At 42.1% G+C, this 18,788-nt stretch carries 15 protein-coding genes; 1 reads left to right on the top strand and 14 read right to left on the bottom strand.

What is annotated here, in order from left to right:
• Positions 1 to 216: 216 nt before the first annotated feature.
• From rpoE to PQ474_RS09805, 9 genes are all read right to left on the bottom strand, one after another.
• Positions 217 to 738, bottom strand: a complete 522-nt coding sequence (rpoE, locus tag PQ474_RS09765; RefSeq protein WP_273842467.1) for a DNA-directed RNA polymerase subunit delta — start codon at positions 736 to 738, stop codon at positions 217 to 219.
• A gap of 126 nt (positions 739 to 864) precedes the next feature.
• Complete coding sequence (locus PQ474_RS09770; protein ID WP_273842469.1) at positions 865 to 1,881, bottom strand: HD-GYP domain-containing protein; 1,017 nt, start codon at positions 1,879 to 1,881, stop codon at positions 865 to 867.
• Positions 1,882 to 2,047: 166 nt separating this feature from the next.
• Positions 2,048 to 5,308, bottom strand: a complete 3,261-nt coding sequence (gene icmF, locus PQ474_RS09775) for a fused isobutyryl-CoA mutase/GTPase IcmF (RefSeq protein ID WP_273842471.1) — start codon at positions 5,306 to 5,308, stop codon at positions 2,048 to 2,050.
• Positions 5,309 to 5,323: 15 nt separating this feature from the next.
• Positions 5,324 to 5,926, bottom strand: coding sequence for a TetR/AcrR family transcriptional regulator (locus PQ474_RS09780; protein ID WP_273842855.1), 603 nt, complete (start codon positions 5,924 to 5,926; stop codon positions 5,324 to 5,326).
• A 406-nt stretch (positions 5,927 to 6,332) separates the two neighbouring features.
• Positions 6,333 to 7,475, bottom strand: coding sequence for an acyl-CoA dehydrogenase (locus PQ474_RS09785; protein WP_273842475.1), 1,143 nt, complete (start codon positions 7,473 to 7,475; stop codon positions 6,333 to 6,335).
• Positions 7,476 to 7,487: 12 nt separating this feature from the next.
• Entirely contained in the window at positions 7,488 to 8,630 is a 1,143-nt protein-coding gene (locus PQ474_RS09790) for an acyl-CoA dehydrogenase (RefSeq protein ID WP_273842477.1), read from the bottom strand.
• A 301-nt stretch (positions 8,631 to 8,931) separates the two neighbouring features.
• The gene (locus tag PQ474_RS09795) at positions 8,932 to 9,783 is read right to left on the bottom strand and encodes a 3-hydroxybutyryl-CoA dehydrogenase (RefSeq protein WP_273842480.1); all 852 of its coding nucleotides are present in this window, start codon (positions 9,781 to 9,783) and stop codon (positions 8,932 to 8,934) included.
• A 13-nt stretch (positions 9,784 to 9,796) separates the two neighbouring features.
• Positions 9,797 to 10,990: an acetyl-CoA C-acetyltransferase gene (locus PQ474_RS09800; protein WP_390187178.1), complete on the bottom strand. Its 1,194-nt coding sequence runs from the start codon at positions 10,988 to 10,990 to the stop codon at positions 9,797 to 9,799.
• Positions 10,991 to 11,116: 126 nt separating this feature from the next.
• Positions 11,117 to 13,219, bottom strand: coding sequence for a (Fe-S)-binding protein (locus PQ474_RS09805; RefSeq protein WP_273842484.1), 2,103 nt, complete (start codon positions 13,217 to 13,219; stop codon positions 11,117 to 11,119).
• A 281-nt stretch (positions 13,220 to 13,500) separates the two neighbouring features.
• Between PQ474_RS09805 and cls the strand changes: the two genes are divergently transcribed.
• The gene (gene cls, locus PQ474_RS09810; protein WP_273842485.1) at positions 13,501 to 14,697 is read left to right on the top strand and encodes a cardiolipin synthase; all 1,197 of its coding nucleotides are present in this window, start codon (positions 13,501 to 13,503) and stop codon (positions 14,695 to 14,697) included.
• Positions 14,698 to 14,812: 115 nt separating this feature from the next.
• On the opposite strand, the gene PQ474_RS09815 is transcribed toward cls, so the two are convergent.
• The 5 genes from PQ474_RS09815 to PQ474_RS09835 form a co-directional block, all read right to left on the bottom strand.
• Positions 14,813 to 15,586 (bottom strand): alpha/beta fold hydrolase, encoded by a 774-nt coding sequence (locus tag PQ474_RS09815; protein WP_273842487.1) that lies wholly within the window; start codon positions 15,584 to 15,586, stop codon positions 14,813 to 14,815.
• Between the two features lie 31 nt (positions 15,587 to 15,617).
• Positions 15,618 to 15,788 carry a XapX domain-containing protein gene (locus PQ474_RS09820; RefSeq protein ID WP_273842489.1) on the bottom strand — a complete coding sequence of 57 codons (171 nt, stop codon included), beginning with the start codon at positions 15,786 to 15,788 and terminating at the stop codon, positions 15,618 to 15,620.
• A gap of 55 nt (positions 15,789 to 15,843) precedes the next feature.
• On the bottom strand, positions 15,844 to 16,326 hold the full coding sequence (locus PQ474_RS09825) for a DUF456 domain-containing protein (RefSeq protein ID WP_273842491.1): 483 nt from the start codon (positions 16,324 to 16,326) through the stop codon (positions 15,844 to 15,846).
• A gap of 114 nt (positions 16,327 to 16,440) precedes the next feature.
• On the bottom strand, positions 16,441 to 18,111 hold the full coding sequence (gene argS / locus PQ474_RS09830; RefSeq protein ID WP_273842493.1) for an arginine--tRNA ligase: 1,671 nt from the start codon (positions 18,109 to 18,111) through the stop codon (positions 16,441 to 16,443).
• Positions 18,108 to 18,551: a YwiB family protein gene (locus PQ474_RS09835; protein WP_273842495.1), complete on the bottom strand. Its 444-nt coding sequence runs from the start codon at positions 18,549 to 18,551 to the stop codon at positions 18,108 to 18,110. The genes argS and PQ474_RS09835 overlap by 4 nt, the downstream gene beginning before the upstream one ends.
• Positions 18,552 to 18,788: the final 237 nt, after the last annotated feature.

The raw sequence follows: 18,788 nt of genomic DNA on the forward strand, positions 1-18,788 counted from the left end.
TTTCGTCTCCCTTGCTTCTGTATAAAAGATTCTCCTGCTTAGGGTATGCTATATAAAATAAAAAAAACAAAAGTGACAACTCTCCCAAAAAAGGGGGCGCACTTTTGTTTTTGCTTTAACTAATCGTATAGATTTCTTAAGCCCTAAATGATTCTACCTAGATTAGGTAAAGAAGTCAAGAGGATCAGACTAGATAAATCGACTTAAATCGACTTGTTATTTTAAATCGTCATCCTCTAAATCCTCGTCTGCATCTTCCTCATCATCTGCATCAATACCATCGAGGTCTTCTTTATCGTCAAAATCATCTTCATCTTCATCAAGATCGTCTTCATCATTAGAAAGTTCATCAAGCTCGTCTTCTAAATCTTCATACTCATCTTCATAATCTTCGAAATCATCATCCAATGTATCAACATCATCAAGCTCTGCCTTCGCCTTTTTCTTAGGTTTAACAGGTGTTGTGATCTCTTCTTCAGATTGCTCTAGTGGATACCAGCTCTTCAAGCCCCAACGGTTATCTCCTAAAGAGTGGAATCTGCCATCGATATTCATATCGGTATATAAATAGGCAATCCGCTCATTTAATTGCTCTTCAGACATTTGCTTCATCGCTGCCACTTGTTTCACTAGGTCGTAGTAGTCAAAAGGTTGCTTTGACTCCTTCATTATTTCATACGCAATTTCAACCATTGACATTTCTAGCAATTCTTCTTGATCCATTGCTTGTAAGCTCACGGGCCGCACGTCCTTTCAATCAATCTTCTATGTAGTAGTCCTAACTTGTAATAAGCATACTTTTCATTATAAACACATTTCCAATGATTATGCTAGTTGTGGAAGATAAAACATGTAAGAGATTTATTAATCTATTGATAAGAGTTGCTGAATGTGCCATTCACTCTTTCTTAAATCGACTAATTCTTGATCCAAACGAACGAGCGGATTGAAGGGCTCATCTGCAAAAATAAAGACGACTTCGGCCACACGTCCATTGCTTAAAATGGCTTTATTGCCAATCGAGAGCTCCATTAATTTTTGAATAAACGTCGACACATAAGTAGGTTCTAGCTTACCAAATGCCTCTTCTTTCATTTGCCTTAACACATCATAAAGCGCCATTCCTTTTCGGTAGACACGGTCCGATGTCATCGCATGGAACACATCCGCAATCGCAATAATTTTAGAATAACGATGAATCTCATCGGCCGTTTTCTGGTCAGGATAACCAGAACCATCCTCTCGTTCATGGTGCTCTAAGGCCATTAAGCAAATCTCTTTAGAGTACATCGAATGATTACATAAAATTTGGTAACCAAATAATGCATGTTCTTTTATCGCTTCGTATTCCTCTGTTGTTAACTTCCCTGGTTTCGTTAAAATATAATCGTCAATGTAGAGCTTGCCAACATCATGTAAAAGACCACCAAGGGTAATAAATTGAATCTCACCCTCTGAAAAGCGGAGCCAACGTGCTAGCATCGAAGATAAAATGGCGACGCCAATATTATGCCGATATGTATAATCATCTTTGCCAAGTATGCCTTCTAAAAGGATCGAAAGCTTTTGTTCCTGCGCTAACTCTTCAACCGTTGGCAATATACTTAACTCAATCTGATTGATTTCCTGTTTGTTTGATTGGATCTTCCGAAAAATATCTCGTATCTCATTTGTGGTTCCAGTGATGAGGCGCTGATAACCTTGCCTCGTCGACGAGTTCTGGGTAACCATTTCAATCTTTTCAATTCCAACTTTCAACTTTGAAAGGATGGATTCAGTCAAAATAGACCCCTTCTTTAAAAGCAACGTTCCATCGCTATCAATGAGATCTCTTTTTATCTGACGGTTCATATACCGTTGATAAAGCTCTCTCTCCATCATCTCGTCTACACCTACCTGCTATTACATCTTTCCTATATTATACAATAACGATTTTGCTTCGGAAGTACAAATCCTGTCCTTTCAGTTGCTAAAGTCCTATTTTTATAGGAAAAGAGGTTGGTTAAAAGGTAGATATGTCCCCTTTTAGCCAACCTCACTCCATCTTCTACATATTGCGGCGGTACTGACCTCCAACCTCATATAACGCTGAGGTAATTTGTCCAAGACTCGCCGTTTTGACCGTATCCATTAATTCAGCAAAAATATTTCCACCAGCCATTGCCACCTCTTGTAGGGAAGTTAAAGCTTCTTTAGCGGTTGCCTCATGTTGCTTTTGGAACTCCCGAAGATTGGCGATTTGCTGTTCCTTTTCTTCTTTTGTAGCACGAGCCAATTCTAGCTCAAAGCCTTCTTCCTCTTCCTGGTTCGGATTGAGGTAAGTGTTCACCCCAATAATCGGTAGCTCACCTGTATGTTTTTTCATCTCGTAAAACATCGATTCTTCTTGGATTTTTGAGCGTTGGTATTGTGTTTCCATTGCGCCAAGTACTCCACCACGATCATTAATCTGCTCTAGTTCTCTAAGAACTGCTTCTTCGACTAAATGAGTCAGCTCTTCAATCATATAAGAGCCTTGTAAAGAATTTTCATTTTTAGCTAGCCCCAGTTCCTTAGAAATGATCATTTGAATCGCCATCGCTCGTCGCACTGAGTTTTCAGTTGGCGTCGTAATGGCCTCATCATATGCATTCGTATGAAGCGAATTACAATTATCATAAATGGCCATTAACGCTTGTAGCGTCGTGCGAATGTCATTAAAATCAATTTCCTGTGCATGAAGAGAACGCCCTGATGTTTGAATATGATATTTTAATTTTTGACTTCGCTCGTTCGCTTTATATTTATTCTTTAACACCGTTGACCAAATTCTGCGAGCCACACGTCCGATCACAGTGTACTCTGGATCAAGTCCGTTGCTGAAGAAAAACGACAAGTTCGGTGCAAATTTATTAATGTCCATGCCGCGACTTAAATAGTATTCAATGTACGTGAACCCATTTGCGAGCGTGAAAGCAAGCTGAGAGATCGGATTGGCACCGGCTTCCGCAATGTGATAGCCCGAAATCGAAACAGAATAATAGTTTCTTACATCGTGTTCGATAAAGTATTGTTGGATATCCCCCATCATTCGAAGGGCAAATTCCGTTGAAAAGATACACGTGTTTTGCCCTTGATCTTCTTTTAAAATATCGGCTTGCACTGTTCCTCGAACAGTTGATAGGGTCTGACTTTGAACAAGGTTTCGCTCTGCTGCTGTTGGCGCGCGCCCTTCTCTTTGCTCAAAGAGCTCAAGCTGCTGATCAATCGCCGTATTCATGAACATGGCAAGAAGGATCGGTGCTGGGCCGTTGATGGTCATCGAAACGGACGTAGAAGGGGCACAAAGATCAAATCCCGCATACAGCTTTTTCATATCCTCTAGTGTACAAATGCTGACCCCGCTCTCGCCAACTTTTCCGTAAATATCTGGGCGATAATCCGGATCTTCACCGTATAACGTAACCGAGTCAAACGCTGTACTTAAGCGCTTCGCATCATCATCTTTTGATAAATAATGAAAACGACGATTCGTCCGCTCTGGCGTTCCCTCTCCGGCAAACTGGCGCTTAGGATCCTCCCCTTTTCGTTTGAACGGAAACACGCCTGCTGTAAATGGAAAAGCCCCGGGGACATTTTCCTCCATCGACCATCTCAGGATCTCGCCCCAATCTGCAAACTTCGGTAACGCTACCTTTGGTATTTTCAAACCAGATAAGCTCTCGGTCGTAAGCTCTGTCACGATTTCCTTATCACGAATTTTCGTAATCAGTTGATCTTTGCTATACGCTTCTTTCAGCTCAGACCAGTTATCAAGGATCGCTTTACAGCTTGGGTGTAGTTGCTGTTCATAGAGTGCCTTTGTTTGTTCAAGCTGTGTCACCACTTCTTCTGTATCGTTTCCATGCGTTTTAAGCGCATCGATCGTTCCACTTATTTGAAAAAGCTTTCTCGCTACTTCCACTTGCTCTTCCGTCATTTTTTTGTACCCTCGAACCGTTTGCACGATGTCTCGTAAATATTGCGTTTGTTCAGGTGGGATAATGACATTTTGCTTAATGACTTCAGCACTCGTCTCAATGACTGTTTCCCAGTCTTTCTCACACTTTTTCGCAATGACGCCAATCAGTGCCGCAAAAAGCGTATTCGTCCCTAAATCATTAAACTGACTTGCGATTGTTCCATAGACTGGCATCGCTTCAAGTGGTTCTTCAAAAAGGTTTCGGCTTCGCTGGTATTGTTTACGAACATGTCTGAGGGCATCCTCTGAGCCTTTGCGATCAAACTTGTTGATTGCAATCATATCAGCAAAATCGATCATATCTATTTTCTCTAATTGAGATGGAGCCCCGTACTCACAAGTCATCACATACATAGATACATCGGCTATCTCTGATATTTCCGCATCCCCTTGCCCAATACCACTCGTCTCGACAATGACAAGGTCAAAGCCTGCTGCTTTTACAACAGAAATGGCCTCATGAATGCTAGCTGAAATTTCAGTTCGAGATCCACGAGTTGCGAGGCTTCTCATAAAGACTCTCGGATGATGAATGGAGTTCATACGAATACGGTCGCCCAGTAACGCCCCACCTGTTTTTTGCTTGGTCGGATCAATTGAGAGAATCGCAATCGTCTTCTCTTTAAATTCAAACAAAAAGCGTCTAACAAGTTCATCTGTTAATGAGCTCTTTCCCGCTCCACCCGTTCCCGTAATACCAAGCACCGGTGTGTTCGTTGCTAGCTCTTTAATTTTAGTGAGCGTCTCCTCTAAAGCAACCGCTGTCTCCTGTTTCGCTGCTGTGAACTGTTCCGCTAGCGTAATACAACGCGCGATCGCACGATTGTTCTTATCCTTTAACTCGGTAATTTCTTCATTGATTTGCTCAACCGTAGCAAAGTCACATTCTTCAACCATTTGCATAATCATGCCTTGTAGTCCGTGCTTCCTTCCATCCTCTGGAGAAAAAATACGAGCAATTCCATATTGATGCAACTCTTCAATTTCCGGTGGCGTAATGACTCCCCCGCCGCCCCCATAGATGCGAATATGACCTGCCCCTTTTTCCTGCAGGAGGTCATAGCAATATTTAAAAAATTCAACATGACCACCTTGGTATGAGGATATCGCAATCCCCTGAACATCCTCTTGTATGGCAGCGCTTACAATCTCGTCGACAGAGCGGTTGTGCCCGAGGTGAATAACCTCTACACCACTCGCTTGTAAGATCCGTCTCATAATATTAATCGAGGCATCATGCCCATCAAATAAACTAGAAGCCGTCACGAACCGTATATGGTTTTTCCGGCGGTATGTTGCTGTTTCCATCTTCATCTCTCCTCTTTAATTAGGACGATATACTCCATGTAGCAGCTGTTCAATTTGTAAATCTGTATATTCCTTTAATCCATAAAGTTTTTGAATGGACCATCTTCTAAATGTCCACATATGTGCTTGAACTAAAATGTTGTGCGAAATTAGCTTTATTTTTTCCTCAGTTAAGCAAATCGCTTCTTCTTTCAAGGAATCACGCAGGATTACCTCAATCATCTCTGTCATTTCCATTTCTTTTTTGAGCACATACGAAAGAGCTTCTTTCGGCAGTGATTTTGCCTCTTGATACATAACAAGCACTTCATCCTGCATATCATGAATCACCTGAAAATAAGCGGCTACTGCTTTTTTCAACCGTGTCATCCCTCTACTGCTCGTATCTAGCTGATGCACGAGTCGCTCCCTTACTTCATCGTAAATCGAGTCACACACCAAATACAGGACATCTTCCTTCGAACCAATATATTCATAGAGCGTACCAATGCTAAATCCCGATTCTTTGGCAATCTCTCTCGTCGTCGTCTTGTGAAACCCTTTTTGCTTAAAAAGTCGGACAGCTCCTTTAACCATTTGCTCTCTTCGCTTTTTGATGAGCTGCGGATCTTTGACCATTGATGGAACGGATTTTTTCAATTCTGCCAACCTACTTCCTCATTTTGTTTGTCCTAAGCATACTAGAACTTTTAAGAATGTTCTATACTTTCTCACATAGAGGGTAGATCTTTTATTCGCAAGCAGTGCGCGGGCGGTGTTAAAGTTCTTTGGACTGAGCTAGCGGCCGGATTTGATGCTAGTTCGGTTGCTCCAGATCGGATATCGGTCACTTCGGCCGGGTTATCAGTCACTCTCTATAATATATCAGTCCGTTTACCGAAGTTATCAGTCACTTTCGCTACGTTATCAGTCCCTTCGAAATAATCCGGCACTTGCCTTTGATCAGCGACTCTCACCTATTGATTAGCGACACCTCACCTGATATTAGCATTTCAAACTGCCGCATACACGCGCCCGCACTTCCTCAATCAGTTAACAACATCTTTGAAATAACTAAACGTTGAATCTCATTGGTTCCCTCATAGATTTGTGTGATTTTCGCATCACGCATGTAGCGTTCAACTGGGTATTCTTTCGTGTAGCCGTAGCCTCCGAATACTTGCACCGCCTCAACGGTTACTTCCATTGCTGTGTCACCAGCAAGAAGTTTTGACATCGCAGACTCTTTTCCATATGATAGACCTTCACTTTCCTTCCACGCTGCTTGATACGTGAGTAAGCGGCTTGCTTCAATTTTCGTTGCCATATCGGCAATTTTAAAGGCAATCCCTTGTTGCGCTCCAATTGATTTACCGAATTGTTTTCGTTCTTTCGCATATTCAATTGATGCATCTAATGCTCCCTGAGCAATCCCAACCGCTTGAGCGGCAATGCCGTTACGACCGCCATCTAGCGTCATCATCGCTACTTTAAAACCCTCTCCCTCCGCACCGAGGCGATTGGCTACCGGAACGCGGCAATCTTCAAAAATGATCGTCGTCGTAGGAGACGATCGGATTCCAAGCTTTTGTTCCTTTTTCCCAACCGAAAATCCAGGCGTATCCGCATCGACGATGAAAGCCGTGACACCTTTATGACGAGCGCTCGGGTCTGTGACAGCAAAGACGACATAAATGTCTGCAATTCCGCCGTTTGTAATAAAAATCTTGGAGCCGTTTAACACATAATGGTCGCCGTCTAATACAGCTGTTGTTTTCATTGCCGCTGCATCCGACCCTGAACCCGGTTCCGTTAAACCGTATGCGCCAATTTTTGTGCCTTCTGCTAAAGCGCGCAAGTAAGTTTGTTTTTGCTCTTCATTCCCGAACTTATAGATCGGCCAACCTGCTAGTGATGTATGTGCAGATAATGTCACACCAGTTGAAGCACAGACACGTGACAGCTCTTCTACCGCGATCACATAACTCATATAGTCGGCTCCAATTCCACCGTATTCTTCTGGCCATGGGATGCCGGTTAAACCAAGCTCCGCCATTTTATCAAAAATCGCTCGATCAAAACGCTCTTCCTCATCACGCTCTGCTGCTGATGGAGCCACTTCTTTATTGGCAAAATCACGTACCATTTTACGGATCATTTCTTGCTCTTCAGTTAAAAGAAAATTCATCTTACTTCCCCCTTAGTTTGACAGTAACTGTTTGCTAATTACGAGTCTTTGAATTTCACTTGTTCCCTCATAAATCTCACATACTTTTGCATCACGGAAAAATCGCTCGACCGGATACTCTTTTGTGTAGCCATAACCACCAAAAACCTGGACCGCTTCAATCGCCACTTCGACAGCCGCTCTCGATGCGTATAACTTAGCCATCGATGCTTCCTGCCCGCAACGAATCCCCTTATCTTTTAAATTAGCAGCTCGGTAAGTTAATAGTTTTGCCGCTTCAATTTTCGTTGCCATTTCAGCAAGTTTAAAGGCAACACCTTGCTGCAACCCAATCGCTTTGCCAAATTGCTTGCGCTCTTTAGCGTAAGCAACAGCTGCTTCAAAAGCAGCTTCTGCGATCCCTAATGACTGAGCCGCAATGCCAATTCGACCAAAATCAAGATTCGCCATCGCAATTTTAAAGCCATCCCCTTCTTGCCCAAGAAGATTTTCAACGGGAACTCGAGCATCCTCAAAAACAAGTCCGGTCGTATTTGAGCCAAGCAGACCCATTTTTTTCTCTTTTTTTCCAACCTTAAACCCAGGCGTGTCTTTTTCAACAATAAAAGCTGAAATCCCCTTCGCCCCTGTTCCTGGCGCAGTTGTAGCAAAGACGATATACGTATCAGCTTCCCCTCCGTTTGTGATAAACACTTTAGACCCGTTCAAAATATAGGCATCACCATCTTTGACAGCGGTCGTTTTCAAACCAGCTGCATCTGAGCCTGCTCCAGGTTCCGTTAAACCAAATGCTCCCAAGAAAAGGCCAGTCGCTAACTTAGGAACATATTTTTGCTTTTGTTCGTCTGTACCGAAATAAAGAATCGGGTTCGTGCCTACCGATGTGTGAACCGATAAGATCACTCCCACTGTCGCACTCACTTTCGATAATTCATGGATCGCAATAATGTAAGAGGTGAAATCCATTTCCGATCCACCATATTGCTCCGGAATCGGAATACCCATAATCCCCAGTTCACTCATCTTCTCTAGAATCGGTCGAGGAAATGTCTCATGCTCTTCCATTTGCGTGATAAACGGAGTAATCTCCTTTTCTGCAAACTCTCGAACCATTTTTCTCATCATTTCTTGCTCATCTGTAAAACGCAAGTTCATCCCCTGCACCCCCTTTGAAGTAGAAGTTGTTCCAAGCCCGTTTTCTTTGTTGGAACAACTTCGAAGTCATGAGCAAAGCAACTTCCAACTTTTACGAGAACTAGGGAGCCAAAGTAATCTCGTTGAACTCCCTCATCAGCACGTCCATTGGAGCTCACCCAATTAAATACAACTTGCTGATTTGTGTGTAAAGTAGCCATTTTTTCAGGATAAAGTTTCCATAAAAAATTCAAACTCGCAAATATGGACTCTCACCCTTAGAACAGCTAGCAACCCATAAGCCTTAGCTCCCCTTCAACCTCTATTCATACTGATAAAACCCACGACCTGATTTCTTCCCTAGCCACCCTGCCTTCACATACTTGCGCAACAGCGGACACGGACGGTATTTATCGTCACCAAAGCCTTCATGTAGCGTTTCCATGATATAAAGACATGTATCAAGTCCGATAAAATCAGCGAGTGTCAACGGTCCCATTGGGTGGTTCATGCCTAGCTTCATCACTTCATCCACTGCTTCAGGAGTGGCGACCCCTTCGTAGACAGTAAAAATGGCCTCATTGATCATTGGCATTAAAATTCGATTTGAAACAAAGCCAGGAAAATCGTTTACTTCAACAGGTATTTTTTGAAGTTTGCGTGATAACGCTTCCACAACTTCGTACACCTCATCAGCCGTCGCAAGACCACGAATGACTTCGACTAACTTCATCACAGGAACAGGATTCATGAAGTGCATCCCAATGACTTTTTCAGGACGATTCGTAGCAGCTGCAATTTCAGTAATTGGCAGGGAGGACGTATTCGTCGCTAATATCGCATGGGCTGGAGCAATTTGATCTAATTTGGCAAATAGCTCAGACTTAATTCTCATGTTTTCCACAGCAGCTTCAATCACGATGTCAACATCACTTGCATGAGTTAAATCGGTCGACAGTTGAATCCGATCAAGAATCTCTGTTTTTTCTGCTTCCCTCATTCGGCCCTTCTCCACTTGTCTCGAAAGATTTTTCGTCATCTGAGCAAGCCCTCGTTGCACAAATTCTTCCTTTAGATCATGAAGGACCACTTTCATTCCAGCCATCGCGTGAACTTGAGCAATCCCAGATCCCATTTGACCAGCACCTATGACCATCACTTTGTTTATATCCATAATCGCTTCCCCCTTACACTTCTATTAAAATCGCGTCGCCTTGCCCTCCGCCACTGCAGATGGCTGCAATCCCGCGTCCGCCACCTCTTCTTTGCAACTCATAAGCAAGTGTTAAAATAATTCGTGCACCACTTGCGCCAATCGGATGCCCCAGCGCAACTGCTCCACCGTTTACATTAATTTTTTGAGCATCTAGCCCTGCCAACTTTTGACTCGCTAATGCGACAGCTGCAAACGCTTCGTTAATTTCAAAAAGATCAATTTCCTCTGCACTGAAACCCGTTTTCTCTAACAATTGGTTGATGACAAGACCAGGTGTTTTCGGAAAGTCTTCAGGTGCGATGGCAAGCGCTGTATGAGCCACAATCGTTGCGAGTAGGGGAAGGCCAGCTTCCTTTGCCCTGTCCTCTGACATTAATAGAAGAGCAGCTGCCCCGTCATTAATTCCTGGTGCATTCCCTGCTGTAATGGTTCCTTCCTTTGAAAATACAGGTCTCAGCTTCGCTAACGATTCAAGCGATGTATCTTTACGCGGAGCTTCGTCCTGTTCGACTAAGATTGGTTCTCCTTTACGTTGAGGTACTGGAACCGCTATGATTTCATCTGCTAGTTTGCCAGATTCAATCGCAGTCACCGCTTTTTGATGGCTATTATAGGCCCAGTCATCTTGTTGTTCTCTTGTAATGCCTATCTCCTTAGCAACGTCACTTCCGTACGTCCCCATGTGGACATCTCGAAACGAGCAAGTTAATCCATCATGAACAAGTCCGTCAATCATTTGGCTATTCCCCATCCGGGCGCCCCATCTCGCCTTCGGTAAGTAATACGGTGCGTTACTCATCGATTCCATTCCTCCAGCAACGACAACCTCCGCTTCTCCTAAGCGAATTGCTTGATCAGCAAGCGTGACGCTTCTCATACCCGATGCGCACACTTTGTTAATCGTTTCTGTTTTTACGCTCCACGGTAGGCCAGCTGCATGAGCGGCTTGCCTTGATGGAATTTGCCCTTGCCCAGCTTGTAGTACGTTACCTACTATTAACTCATCTACTTGATCAAAAGACCAATTAGCTCGATTTAATGCTTCTTTAATCGCTGCCCCACCAAGCTCTGAAGCGCTCAAACGGCTTAAGGCTCCGCCAAATTTGGCAAAAGGTGTTCTTGCACCACTCACAATTACTGTTCTCATACACTCACTGCCTCTCATTATTTTAATCAATATTCGACTGACTGAACGCTCGCTCAGGATCATGATAAACATCAAGCCCTGCTCCTTTATTTAAAATGAGAAGTGGGCTTGATGTCATATTATGAAAGCCTTTTCTTTTTTATTCTAGTGAACAAGTTCATTTTCCTGCTTCATTAACGATTTTTCTAAAATTTCTACTAAGTCCAGTGTTTGAACGTCTTCTTCTACTTCTTTTGCTTTCGTCCCATCACTTAACATCGTTAAGCAATATGGACAACCACTACCGATAACAGATGGTTTTACTTCAAGCGCTTGTTCGGTTCGAGCAACATTGACACGCTGTCCTGTATCTTCTTCCATCCACATCATACCGCCGCCAGCACCACAGCACATTCCTGACTCTCTGTTGCGCTCCATCTCAACGATTTTCACACCTGGAATGGCTTTTAAAATATCGCGAGGTGGTTCATATACTTCATTGTAGCGGCCAAGGTAACAAGAATCATGATAGACAATCGTTTCATTGACCTCATACTTTGGCTTGATTTTTCCTTCTTCAAGGAGTTTAGCTAGTAGTTCCGTATGATGGTACACCTCGACTCCCTCAAGACCAAACTCAGGATACTCATTTTTAAACGTATTATAAGCATGTGGATCGATTGTCACGATCTTTTTCACATTATGCTTTTTGAATAATTCAATATTTGCCGTTGCAAGCTCTTGGAATAAAAACTCATTGCCAAGACGTCTTGGTGTATCTCCAGAGTTCTTTTCTTTATTTCCAATAATCGCAAATGTTACGCCTGCTTCGTTCATCACTTTCGCAAAGGATTGAGCAATTTTTTGACTGCGCTTATCATAAGAACCCATCGAACCTGCGAAGAATAGATACTCAAACTCTTCACCTTTTTTCTCCATCTCTTTAACGGTTGGAACATGAATGTCCTGTCGACCTACACGCCAGTCTTCACGTTCTTTACGGCTAATTCCCCAAGGATTGCCTTGACGTTCGATATTGGTCATCGCACGCTTGGCATCTGCATCCATTTTTCCTTCTGTTAACACAAGATAACGACGCATATCTATGATTTTATCAACGTGTTCATTCATAACTGGACATTGGTCTTCACAGTTACGGCACGTCGTACATGCCCAAATTTCTTCCTCTGTAATGACGTCCCCAATTAAGCTCACGTCATACCCAGCAGCTGCTTCTTGCCCACCTGCTCCTTGCATGGCTAGTTGGTTCGCTTTTGTATTCGAAAAAGCAAACTCCGGTAGCCATGCTGATTTAGACGTAACAGCAGCCCCTTTTTCCGTTAAATGGTCTCGCATTTTTACAATGAGATCCATCGGTGATAATATTTTGCCCGTTCCCGATGCCGGACACATATTCGTACAGCGTCCACACTCCACACAGGAATATAAATCCATTAATTGCTTTTGGTTAAAGTCTTCAATTTTATTTACTCCAAACACTTCTTGACTTTCATCTTCAAAGTTAATAGAAGATAATTGACCAACTTTATGTGTACGTCCAAGGAATACGTTAACAGGACCAGCAATTAAATGGGCATGCTTAGATTGTGGAACATACACAAGGAATGTCAGTAAGAACAATAAATGCATCCACCAAAAAACAAAGAACAATCCACCTGCTACAGCCGGTGGTACGAAACCAAATACTGCCGCAATTCCTGATGCTACCGGTTCAAATCCACTAAGATATTTATCTAACCAAATGATTTCCATACCTTTTGCTAACAACTTCGAAGTCATTAATCCTCCAATAAAAACGAGAACAAGACCAGACTTCCAGCCACGCTTTAGACGAACTAATTTTTCAATATAACGGCGGTGAAACGCCCACACAACCGCAATCAAGATCATCATAACAACGAATTCCTGAAAGAGTGTGAAAATTGGATATACAGGTCCAAGTGGAAGATGCGAACCTATAGCCAATCCTTTCCAAATTAAATCAATGGCTCCTAATTGAACCATTAGAAATCCGTAGAAAAACATTATATGAATGATGCCACTTTTTTTGTCTTTCAATAACTTCTTTTGTGCAAATACATTTACCCAAATCGCGTTAAAACGTTCTTTCATTGTGTGATTGAACTCTGCTTTTTTCCCGAGCTTAATGTACTCATATCTCGTTTTGATAAGAGTAACAAATAAATAGACTGCATAGCCTGTTACTAATATGAACATTAGCCAATTCACCCATGTTAACGCTTCCATACATACGACCCCTTTCGCCTTAACAAGTTTGCAACTTGCTTTTGGTTGACGTTTTTTAAAGTTAAAATGATTATAGCACATTCTTGAATGAATGGTCATTCATTTTTGGAGAAATATTTTATTCATGTTCTCCTTCTTATTTGTACATGCTAAGGAAAAGTAGAGCTAAAGTAGCTTATAAAATGTTTTATAGCGACGATTGTAAGCCGCTCCAAGCCAGGCTTGTTCGAATCTGACTTGTCTAAAAACAAGCAGAACTCTTTTAGAAAGAAGGTTATGCTATGAATGGATGGATTATTACTCTCTTCGTTGTTGTCGCTGTCCTTATATGGCTTCGAATAGATTTTAAATTAGGATTACGACAACAGAGAAAAGAAGCAACAAGACATGTTCAAGAAACGCGTTATAGTGAAGTCGATCTCCTTCCTACAGGAGATGATTTTTTTAAACGTTTATTGGCAGATATTCAACAAGCAACTAATCATGTTCATCTCCTTTTCTATATATTTCGAGAAGACCATATTGGTAAAAAGATGCTAACGATACTTGAAGACAAAGCAAAAGAAGGAGTCGACGTTCGACTACTCGTCGATAAAATGGGTTGTAAGCTCTCGAAAAAAAGAATAAAGGAACTAAAAAAGATTGGGGTTCGCTTTGCCTACTCACACCCCCCTTCATTCCCCTATATTTTCTTCACATTCAATCGAAGAAATCATCGTAAGCTCGTGATCGTTGACGGTTGTGTTGGGTACATCGGCGGTTATAATGTGGGAGATGAATATTTAGGGCGTGATCCTAAATTTGGACCTTGGAGAGATTTTCATCTTCGTATAGACGGAGATGGCGTCCAAGATTTGCAAGAGCAATTTATCCAGGACTGGCAAACAGCCAAACAAAACCGCATGGTAAAAGAAGCACATTATCCTCGGTTAAAGCAAGGCTCGATTCCGTTAAGGATCTTACCGACAGATGGGACTTATTTAGAAGAAACCTTTATCAATTTAATTAAACAAGCAAAGGAATCGCTTGTGATTGGTACACCTTATTACATTCCGGGTGAAGAAGTACAAAAGGAAATGATTAAGGCTGCAGAAAGAGGGGTTGATGTGAAACTCATCGTTCCTAAAAAAGGAGATCACCCTCTTGTAAAGGAAGCGGCCTTTCCCTATTTTGAACCTTTATTACTTGCTGGCATAAGTGTGTACCAATTCTACCGTGGTTTTTTCCATGCGAAAGTCCTCGTTGTGGACCAGCAAGTGTGTGACATTGGGACCGCTAATTTTGACCAAAGAAGTTTTCATATCAACCATGAGATCAACTGTCTGATCTACGATAAGACATTCATTCAAGGAGCACTTACTGAGCTAGAGCATGACATCGCAATATCCGAACGTCTCACGATTGAAGCATTCCGTAAAAGACCGCTTTTCCAAAGAGGAAAAGAAAAAGTAGCAAGATTGGTTTCGGGTTTGCTTTAGGAAAAGGCCTTGCACGAAAGGTGTGTGTGCAGGGCTTTTTCCTATGTTTTAACAACTTTCATCGATACCTTTACTAATAACAAAAAGCCTTGCGTCTATTCACAAGGCTTTTTGTTTATCCTAATTGCTTTCGCTTTATCCAGCTATCGATTATGGCATTACATTGTTCCGGTCTTTTCGTTGGAACTTGATGAGCGACACCACTGACTAATGCGACATCAAGGTCTCTAATTTCTTTGTAAAACTTCATCATGTACGGTCGCGAAACAATATCTCGCTTCCCATAAATTAGCATGAGAGGAACAGTGATTTGTTTGAGTCGATCAGTCGAGACGTATTGTTTACCTTCTTCATAAATGCGCTTTAAGGTCGGTCCATCCGCTTGCTTAATAAAGTGGGCCATCTCTCTTTGATGATGTTTTGATCTAAAATGGGCCGCTGGTAATCCATAGGAAAGGAGATTAAGCATCTTATTTTGGGCTGCCCAGATCCCTAGCTCAAATTCAGCCCCAAGTAGCATCGTCGAAACTTCTGAGAACCCACCAATTAAGATGATACCCTTCGTTTGTTCAGGATAGGCAAGCGCAAATTCTTGAGCCGTTGATCCTCCATTAGAATAGCCGCACACGATCACCGGGGGCAAGTTCAACTGAGTCACAAGTGCATGAACCATCTTGGCTTGATCGGCCACAGTCGTTTCTTGTGTTCTCTTCGAACTTCTTCCACTGTCAACTAAATCAATGTAAATTAATTGATAGCGTTCAGCTAATTTTTTTTGATAACGGAACGTCTCAGAACCCATAACAGGTGGATGGATGAAAACAATGGGAGTTCCCTCGCCATGTACTTCATAATACAAGTGTAAATTCGTTTTTTTTAAGTAAGGCAATTTTCAAATTCCTCCTTACAGTGCTGAGTGGTTACGATTGAATGAATGGTAGCAGCCAATGAAACAGTTTATAGCCTAAATAAACGCCGACAATTCCCATAACCCCTGCTAGAGCTGGTGGGGCAGGAATAGGCAATTTAATAAGCGCAAAGAAAAAACCAACGACAAGGCCTGCAATGAGAGCGAGAAAAATTTCTTGCATCAAAACCCCTTCTTTCTTTTCTTACTATGTGTGAAATATCTTTTTTTATCCGAACTTACCAGATGACTTCAATGAAAAACCAAATAATCATCACAATCTGAATAACTCCTTTAGCAAAGGTACTACTGAGAAAGGCAAACAAAGAGGCAATGGCTACTTTTCCTGCATGGTTCGCATCTTTACTCACCATCATTTCTGCAATGAACACCAGTATAAAGGGTACAAGAATGAGTCCAAAAGGAGGATAAATAAACGAACCTATAATCACACCAATGGCTGCCATTTTCTCTCCCCACTTAGACCCCTTGTACTTTTTCACAAAATACTGACTCGCGACTAAATCCGAAATCAGAATTAATAATGTAAGTAAACCCGTTCCGATCCAAAACCAAACCGAGAGCTCGCCGGTTTCTATGAAAAAGACGTAAAGGAAAAAGCCACCCCAAAGAACCAAAACAGAAGGGATAATCGGAAAAATCAACCCAACAAAACTTAAAATAAACAAAGCGATGATGACCACCCAAAGAACAAACGTCATTTCTTTCCCTCCTTATGTAAAAAAGGCAACTCAAAGTAGAACAGTCTTAGGATACGTCAAAACTCTTAAGACCATGTTCTACTTCAGTTACCTTTTGAAAAATTGTCTAGACGTCTACATCTTCTCTGGAGCTTCTACACCTACTAAAGCAAGAGCATTCTTAATCGTAACTTGTGTTGCTTTCATTAAAGCAAGACGAGCACGTGATGCTTCTTTTTGTTCAGGATCAATAACACGTTCCGCATTGTAGAAGCTGTGCAGCGTCGAAGCTAGATCGTGCACATAGTTTGTAATTCGGTGTGGCATTTGTTTTTCAGCAGCTTCAGCCACGACTTCTGGGAAGTCACCGATCGCTTTTAATAAATCATACGCTTTCTCTGAAGAAAGAGCTGATAAGTCCGTTGTTTCATCAAATGTCATGCCTTGTTCTTGTCCTTGACGAAGCATGCTGCACACACGAGCATGCGCGTACTGCACGTAATATACTGGGTTTTCGTTTGATTTAGAAACCGCTAAATCCATATCAAAATCAAGCTGTGAATCTGTACTGCGCATCGCAAAGAAGTAACGTGTTGCATCAATTCCGACTTCTTCCATTAAATCACGAAGCGTTACCGCTTTTCCGGTACGCTTACTCATTTTTACTTTTTCGCCGCCTTGGAACAAGCTAACCATTTGAATGATTTGTACGTCAAGTTGCTCCGGAGCATAGCCAAGTGCCTGAATCGCCGCTCTCATCCGTGGAATATAACCATGGTGGTCAGCGCCCCAAATGTTAATTAACTTTTCAAAGCCACGATTCATCTTATCTTGGTGATACGCAATATCTGGCGTTAAATACGTAAAGCTTCCGTCATTTTTGATCAAAACACGATCTTTGTCATCGCCATATGTCGTTGAGCGAAACCAAGTCGCTCCCTCTTCTTCGTACGTTTCACCCTTCTCATTTAACACCTTTAGCGTTTCCGTTACTTTATCTGTTTCATACAAAGACGTTTCCGAGAACCAATTGTCAAATTCAACACGGTACTCTTTTAAGTCGACTTTGATTTTTTCAAGCTCTTTTTCAAGGCCATATTGGCGGAAAAATGCTTGGCGTTCTTCTTCTGGTACATGAACATATTTGTCTCCATACTCATCTGCCAACGCTTGTCCAAAACCAATAATATCTTGACCGTGGTATCCATCTTCTGGCATTGGCTTGTCTAGGCCAAGTGCTTGGAAGTAACGTGCTTCAAGCGAGAATGTAAGATTGTTGATTTGATTTCCGGCATCATTAATGTAATATTCACGTTCTACATCATAACCGGCTTTTGATAGAATGTTGCAAAGCGCGTCACCAACAGCTGCTCCGCGCGCATGTCCTAAATGCAGGGTTCCTGTTGGATTCGCTGAAACAAACTCGACTTGAATTCGCTTGCCCCCTCCTACGTTCGTTTGACCGTAAGTATCTCCTGCTTGTAAGACAGTTGGAATGACTTCACGTAAGTAACTGTTGTTCATAAAAAAGTTAATAAATCCCGGACCGGCAATTTCTACTTTCTCCACTGAAGCCCGCTCATTATTTAAGTTTGCAACTAATTCATCAGCAATCGTTCTGGGCGCCTTTTTAGCGACACGTGCTAATTGCATCGCCATATTCGTTGCATAATCACCATGCGCTTTATCCTTTGGTGTTTCTAGAATCACTTCGGGAATTTCGGCATCAGAAGCTAATCCTGCTTGCTTAATAGCCGCAATGATTTCATCTTTTAGTTGTTGCTTTATTTGTTCTACACTGTTCATTTTGTTGTATCCTCCTCTAAGGTTAAGCGGACTTCATGTGTTCCGGTTTCCTGACCTTGTAACATAAATTTATAAACTAATTTTATTCGTCCACGATTTTTCCCAGATGGCCATTGCACGGATAATTTCTCTGTCATAGCTTTTGTTTCCCATGATGCATCCGGTGTCACATAACGCCCAAGGGTTTCCTCTCCCACAATGAATCCTTGTCGCATCAAGATCGACCCTTGCCTAATTAGCATCAATTCTCGACCATCCCATTTCATCGTCGTCTGAACCGAATGGTCATCAGATAGATCCTCTTCAAACCTTAAATAATCTTGGCTTCCTTTATGAAATAATTGACCTCGTGTTGTAAACTCGTAGGAATCCGTTTGATCATCATGATTAATTTTGGTTTGAAATCGCAGTTTCACATATCGTTTTATCGTATTTTTCATGCGGCTCGCACACCTCTCTATTCAACAAGTTTAGCGAGTTTGACCGTGAGTTGCAAGATGACAGCGTCACAGGTCTTGTTCATCTTTATTTACCCTGGAATTAATTTTATATAGAACAGGTCTATTTTAGACTAGAGTTCGTTCAAAAAGGAAGGGCACCTTTTTGAAAACCTTTGATTGCTTATTCATGGATGGCACGGGCTCCTCTCACTGCGCGCCTTCTATGAGAAAACCGCT

Origin of the sequence: Halalkalibacter alkalisediminis (assembly GCF_028610705.1) — a bacterium.
Classification (GTDB): Bacteria; Bacillota; Bacilli; order Bacillales; family Bacillaceae_D; genus Halalkalibacter; species Halalkalibacter alkalisediminis.